The 6552-nt window shown below is 65.8% G+C and carries 4 protein-coding genes; 2 read left to right on the plus strand and 2 right to left on the minus strand.

Annotated features, from left to right (window positions below; genetic code table 11):
• The first annotated feature begins 123 nt into the window (after nucleotides 1-123).
• Together NQ036_RS11585 and nhaC are read left to right on the plus strand one after the other, a co-directional pair.
• A complete protein-coding gene (locus NQ036_RS11585) occupies nucleotides 124-1587 on the plus strand; it encodes an alpha-L-fucosidase (protein WP_257049549.1) in 1464 nt (487 codons plus the stop codon).
• Entirely contained in the window at nucleotides 1584-3128 is a 1545-nt protein-coding gene (gene nhaC, locus NQ036_RS11590) for a Na+/H+ antiporter NhaC (RefSeq protein ID WP_257059114.1), read from the plus strand. Before NQ036_RS11585 ends, nhaC begins: the two co-directional genes overlap by 4 nt.
• A 91-nt stretch (nucleotides 3129-3219) precedes the next feature.
• On the opposite strand, the gene NQ036_RS11595 is transcribed toward nhaC, so the two are convergent.
• Nucleotides 3220-4401, minus strand: a complete 1182-nt coding sequence (locus NQ036_RS11595; protein WP_257059117.1) for an aminotransferase class V-fold PLP-dependent enzyme — start codon at nucleotides 4399-4401, stop codon at nucleotides 3220-3222.
• A 72-nt stretch (nucleotides 4402-4473) separates the two neighbouring features.
• On the minus strand, nucleotides 4474-6390 hold the full coding sequence (locus tag NQ036_RS11600) for an IlvD/Edd family dehydratase (RefSeq protein ID WP_257059120.1): 1917 nt from the start codon (nucleotides 6388-6390) through the stop codon (nucleotides 4474-4476).
• Between the last annotated feature and the right edge of the window lie 162 nt (nucleotides 6391-6552).

The following is a 6552-nucleotide window of genomic DNA, read 5'->3' on the forward strand; positions in this document are numbered from 1 at the left end:
ACTGAACCAGCATATTCCGGTGAGTCATCAGATGAATTCGAACGATCAATTTGCGATAACCCTCACACTGGCGTAGTTTTCCGTGGTGTACCTAACAGAGACATAGGATGTATTGGGGAGTTAATGACCGACGACAACTTGGCCGGTTTCGACGCGGTACTGCCGCAGAGCTGGGCCGACATCGATGCCCGCCCGCTGCCCGGCTGGTATCCAGGGGCGAAGTTCGGCATCTTCATCCACTGGGGCGTATTCTCCGTGCCGGCCTGGCGGACGCTGAAGAATGAACAGTTCGGGTCCTACGCCGAGTGGTACTACGCCAGCGTCTACGGCAAGTACCGAAATGCGGACACGGGCTTCCACGACGCCATGTTCCCCGGCCGGGACTATCACGATCTGGCCGAGGGCTTCGGCGCCGAACTGTTCGACCCACATTCCTGGGCGGAGCTCTTCCGCCGGGCCGGCGCCCGTTATGTGGTGCTGACCTCGAAGCACCACGACGGCTTCTGCCTGTGGCCCACCGCTAACCGGCACAAGACCGAATGGAACGCCGGCGCCATCGGCCCCAAGCGGGATCTGGTGGGTGATCTGAGTGAGGCGGTGCGCGAGGCGGGCCTGAAGATGGGGCTGTACTATTCGATCCCCGAATGGGAGACGAACACCTCGCACCGGATGAATGGCGAGCACTTCATCCCCAAGGCCGACGCCGAGCGCTACGGTATTCCCGAGGCCGACTACCCGCGTGAGATCCTGCACCAGCAGTGGGTCGAGTTCAATGAGCGCTACGCACCCTCTGTCATCTACACCGACGGCGGAGAATGGGACTTCCCGGAGGAATACACCGACACCCGCAGGATGCTCACCTGGCTCTACACGCAGGCGCCCAATAAGGACGAGGTCGTCGTCAACGACCGTATCCACGTGGGCATGCCCGGTATCCACGGCGACATCTACTCCACCGAGTACCAGGATGTCGAGGGCTTCGGGCAGACCCACCCCTGGGAGGAGTCCCGCGGGATCGGCGGCTCCTACGGCTTCAACCGCGCGGAGAACATCGAAGACTACGCCTGTGCCGCGGAGCTGGCGACGATGCTGGCGCGCACTGTGGCCGGCGGCGGCAATTTCCTGCTCAATGTGGGCCCCACAGCCGACGGCCGGATCGACAACGTCCAGCAGGAACGGCTGCTCCAGCTGGGCGCCTGGTTGGAGACGGCCGGGGCCGCGATCTACGATTCGCAGCCGAGCCCAGACGTTCACGCGGCACCCGGGACGGGTGTCGAGGGTGCCGGGGCCGAGGCCTCGGCCCGGGGAGAGGTCTTCGTCACCGCAGCGGCCGGCAACCGCTATGCAATTGTGCCCGGCCGGCCGGCCGAGGTCGCGCTGACGGTGGAGCCGGGGACCTCGGTCACCGGCTGGAAACTGCTGGGAGCCGAACCGGATGCCGCGCAGCAACTGCTCGACGTGCGGGTCGACCAGGCGACGGGGGAGAAGGGCAGCGTGACCATCCGGCTGAGCCCCGCCGCCCGGTGGACGGCCTCGGCCAGCGAGCCGATGCCGCTGGTAATCGAACTGGAGGTGGATGAAGCATGACGGGGAAGCCTAACCAAGTGGACGCCGCGCCGGGCCCTCAGCCGGAACCGGGGCAGGACGCCGCACGCACAGTCAAGACGCCGGGGCTGCTGCTCGCGCTGTCCCCGCTGCTCGTCATGTTCGCGGTGATCGTCGGCGGCGTGGTCTGGTTGGACCTGCGGGTCGAGGTGCTGCTGCTGATAGCGGCGGCCTACGCCACGGTCCTGGCCCTGTGCCTGGGGCACAAATGGCAGGAGATCCAGGACGAATGGGTGGTGAAGTTCTCCAAGGCCTTCCCCGCGATCCTCATCGTCCTGTGCGTGGGCGTGGTAATCGGGTCCTGGGTGGTCAGCGGCACGATCCCGCTGCTGGTCTACTTCGGTATCACCGTCATCAGCCCCAAGTTCATCATCGTCACCGCCTTCCTGGTCACGCTCATCCTGTCGGTGGCAACCGGCACCTCCTGGGGTTCCGTCGGCACGGTGGGCGCCGCCTTCATGGGCGTGGCCGTGGCGATGGGCGCGCCGCTGCCGGCGGTGGCCGGAGCCCTGGTATCCGGCGCGTACTTCGGCGATAAGATGTCGCCGCTGTCCGACAGCACCAACCTGTCCGCGGTCGCCGCGGGGGTCAACCTGTACAAGCACATCCAGCACCTGATGCTGACCACCGGCCCCGGCGCCATCGTGTGCATCATCGTCTACACGATCGCGGGCTTCTGGTCGGCCGGCAACGCACCGGCGAACGCCGGGGACATGGGCGAATTCCTGGGTCAGCTGCAGGGCCTGTTCCATATGAGCATGCCGGTGGCACTGTTGCTGCTGGTGCCCGTGGCGATCATCGTGGTCGGCTCCGTCATGCGCCTGCCAACGGTGCCGGTCATGCTGGTCTCGGCCGCATCCGCCGCAGTGCTGGCGGTGACGGTGCAGGGCTTCAAGCTGCAGGACACGATCGAGGCCCTGATGTCCGGATTCACGCTGGACATGTTCGCCTCATCGGGCAACACCTCGGTGGACACCTCGAAGCTGGTCGAGGCGATCCCCACCCTGTTGGAGCGCGGCGGAATGGAGTCGATGACGAATATCTTCATGGTCGTCGTCTGTGCCTTCGGGTTCGTCGCGGCCCTGACCGTTTCCGGGGCCCTGGACGTGGTGATGGCGGCGCTCATGAAGATCGTGCACACCAACGGCCAGCTCATCCTGGTCACGGTGATCGGCGGGATCGTGCTGATCGCGGCGACCGTGACCTCCACCGTGTCCTTCCTGATCCTGGGCGGGATGCTGCGCCAGGAGTACATCAAGCGGGGTCTGGAGGCCAGGAACCTGGGACGGACCATGGAGGATTCGGTCACGGTGGTCGAGCCGATCATCCCGTGGACCCTGGCCGGTGTGTACATGGCGTCCGCCCTGGGTGTGCCGACCCTGCAGTACGCGCCGTGGGCGATCCTGTGTTATTCCGGCGTGTTCTTCGCCCTGCTCTGGGGCTTCACCGGCTGGTTCGTCTCCAAGATCACTGAGAAGAGCGATGACTGGGAGGAGTACCAGAAGGTGCTGGCGCGCAGCTAAGCCTGCTGCAGCCATGAAAACACGTCGTTCCCCCGGAAACACGCTGCTATAGAAGCGTGTCTCCGGGGGAACGACGTGTTTGGGGGTGGGGTCAGGAAGCAGTCAGCCCCAGGCCGTCCAGTGCGTCCTCCAGGCGGCGGACGGTGCCGTCGATGTCGCCCAGCTTGTCCAGGCCGAACAGGCCCAGCCGGAAGCTGGCGAAGTCGGGCCCCTCATCGCACTGCAGCGGCACGCCCGAGGCGATCTGCAGACCCACCTTCTTGAACGCCGCACCGGACTGGACCTCGGCAGCGTCCACCGGCAGGCCCGAAGCATAGGCGACGACCACGCTGGGAGCCGCGAAGTCATCGGCCGCGACGGAATCGATCCCGCGCGCCTTGCACACGCCGCGCACCCGTTCGCCCAGCTCCGCCTGCGCCGCGGCCAGCTTGTCCAGGCCGAAGCGCTCGGCCTCCAGCATGAGCTCGGCATTGTGCGCCAGAGAATCCGTGGGCATCGTCGCGTGGTACGGCGTGCCACCGGAGACATAGGAGTCGGCGATCGACAGCCACTTCTTCAGATCGATGGCGAAGCTGCTCGACTCGCTTGATTCCACGGCAGCGCGCCCTGCCTCACTGAGCATGACGTAGCCGGCGCAGGGCGAACCGGACCAGCCCTTCTGCGGCGCGCTGATGAGCACGTCCACGCCCAGTTCGCGCATCGAGGCCCACGTGGCACCCGAGGCCACACAGTCCAGCACGAACAGGCCACCCGCCGCGTGGGCCGCCTGGGCCAATGCGCGGATGTAGTCATCGGGCAGGATGATGCCCGCAGCGGTTTCCACATGCGTGGCGATTACGACGTCGGGGCGGCCGGCCTCGATCGCGGCGACGACCTGGTCGACCGGGGTGGGTGCCCAGCCTGCGTGTGGGTCATCGGACACCGGGGCGGCCTTGAGGACCTCGGTCGCAGCGGCGATCTTCCCGGCTTCCAGGATCTGGCTCCAGCGGAAGGAGAACAACCCATTGCGCTGGATCAGCACCTTCTTGTCCGTCATCAGCTGTCGGGCAACGGCCTCCATCGCATAGCTGCCGCCACCGGGCACGATCGCCACGGCATCCGCGTCATAGGCGGACTTCAGGATCCGGATGATGTCCTGCATGACACCGGTGAAGCGCTTGGACATGTGGTTGAGCGAGCGATCGGTGAACACCACCGAATACTCCAGTAGACCGCCCGGATCCACATCATCGTGCGGCAGGCGGGTGGGCTGTGCTGGTGCGTTATCTGTCATTTCCTCTACCTTCGTGGACTGCTCTAAGGACGTGCGCGTACTCGGACCGGTGTGCCCGGGGCCGTTTCGGACTCAGTGGTTCTGCCGTGGGACCGGCCCCGTCTGAGCCAGCCGCTGGTACTTCACCGCCGGCTCCAAGACCATTCCATCACCCAACTGGGACACCATGGAACGCTGGATCTCCTGCCATGGGGTCTGGCTGGCCGGATAGGAGTATCCGCCGGCAGCATCGAGTAGGACCTTGCGCTCGCGTAGTTCGGCGGCGTCGACCAGCAGGTCGACCCGGCCGGCGCCCACATCCACGCGCAGCCGGTCGCCCGTGCGGACCACGGCCAGAGTCGCCCCGGGGGCCGCGGCCTCGGGCGAACAGTTCAGGATCGACGGCGAGGCCGAAGTCCCCGACTGCCGGCCGTCGCCGATGCACGGCAGTACATTGATACCGGCGTTGATGAGCCGGGCCGGCGGATGCATGTTGACGACCTCGGCCGCACCGGGATAGCCGATCGCGCCCGTGCCGCGCATGATGAGGATCGAGTGCTCGTCGATGTTGAGGTCCTCATCGTCGATCCGGGCCTCGTAGTCCTCTGGCCCGTCGAAGACCACGGCGCTGCCCTCGAAGGCATCGGGATCGTCCGGATTGCGCAGATAGCGCTGGGTGAATTCCTCCGAGGCGACGGACAGCTTCATCACCGCATTGTCGAACAGATTGCCCGTCATCACCTGGAAACCGGCCGCGGGCACCAGCGGGTCGGCCACCGTGCGGATGACCTCGCGGTCGATCACCTGCGCATCCCGGCAGTTCTGGCCGATGCTCTGGCCGTTGACCGTGGGTGCGTCCTCGTGGATCAGGCCCGCGGCCATGAGTTCATTGACCACGGCCGGCACGCCGCCGGCGCGGAAGAACTCCTCGCCCAGGAAGCGCCCCGCCGGCTGCATGTCGACGATGCAGGGGATGTCGCGCCCGTAGTGCTGCCAGTCCTCGAGCGTCAGATCCACGCCCAGGTGCTTGGCGATCGCGATCAGATGCCAGGGAGCGTTCGTCGACCCGCCGATCGCGCTGGTCACGCGGATGGCGTTGATGAAGGCATCGCGCGTCATGATGTCAGATGGCTTCCGGTCCGCCAGCACCATCTCCACGATCCGCTTGCCCGTCTCATAGGCGATCGTGGGCCGCTGCTGATAGGGCGCGGGAATCGCCGAACACCCTGGCAGGCTCATGCCAAGGGCCTCGGCCACCGCATTCATCGTCGAGGCGGTGCCCATCGTATTGCAGTGCCCGATTGAGGGCGCCGAGGACGTCACCATCGTCTGGTATTCCGCCTTGGAGATCTGGCCGGCGGCGTACTGCGCCCTGGCCTCCCACAGGATCGTGCCAGAGCCCATCCGCCGGCCCTTGTGCCAGCCGTTGAGCATGGGCCCGCCGGAGAGCACGATCGCCGGGATGTTCATGGTCGCGGCCGCCATCAGCTGCGAGGGCGTGGTCTTATCGCAGCCGGTGGTCAGCACCACGCCGTCGATCGGATAGCCGTGCAGGGTCTCCACCAGGCCCAGATAGGCCAGATTCCGGTCGAGCGCCGCGGTGGGGCGCCGGCCCGTTTCCTGGATCGGGTGGACGGGGAACTCGAAGCAGATGCCGCCGGCCTCCCTGATGCCTTCCCGCACGCGCTTGGCCAGGTCCAGGTGGTGGCGGTTGCAGGGGGCCAGATCGCTGCCGGACTGTGCGATGCCGATGATCGGCTTGCCGCTTTGCAGTTCGTCGGCGGACAGCCCATAGTTCAGATACCGTTCCAGTGAGGTGATGGTCGAGTTCGGATCGTCCGGATTGTCGAACCATTCCTGACTGCGCAGCGGCAGCTTCGGATTGCGCCTGTGCAGGTCCGCCTCCGTGATCCCCGTGCGCTCATCCGTGCCGGTTGGTGCGTCTGCGCGTCTTTGCGCGTCGCCGGTGTCCATGCTGAAATCATCGCCCTTCCATGACAGGCTGGTCATCGTGAGTAATGAGAATCACGCTAACAGATAGCACGGACGTTGATACTTGTAGGGATGGTTTCCATCCAGGGTGTGACCCAGGCACTGACTGGCCACCACAGTGTGTGCCTTTGCCGTGATCTGTCCACCCACCAGGGAATCATCGAGTGTCCCGACCGGACG

It is taken from the genome of Brevibacterium sp. 91QC2O2 (genome assembly GCF_024580695.1).
Taxonomy (GTDB): Bacteria; Actinomycetota; Actinomycetes; order Actinomycetales; family Brevibacteriaceae; genus Brevibacterium; species Brevibacterium moorei.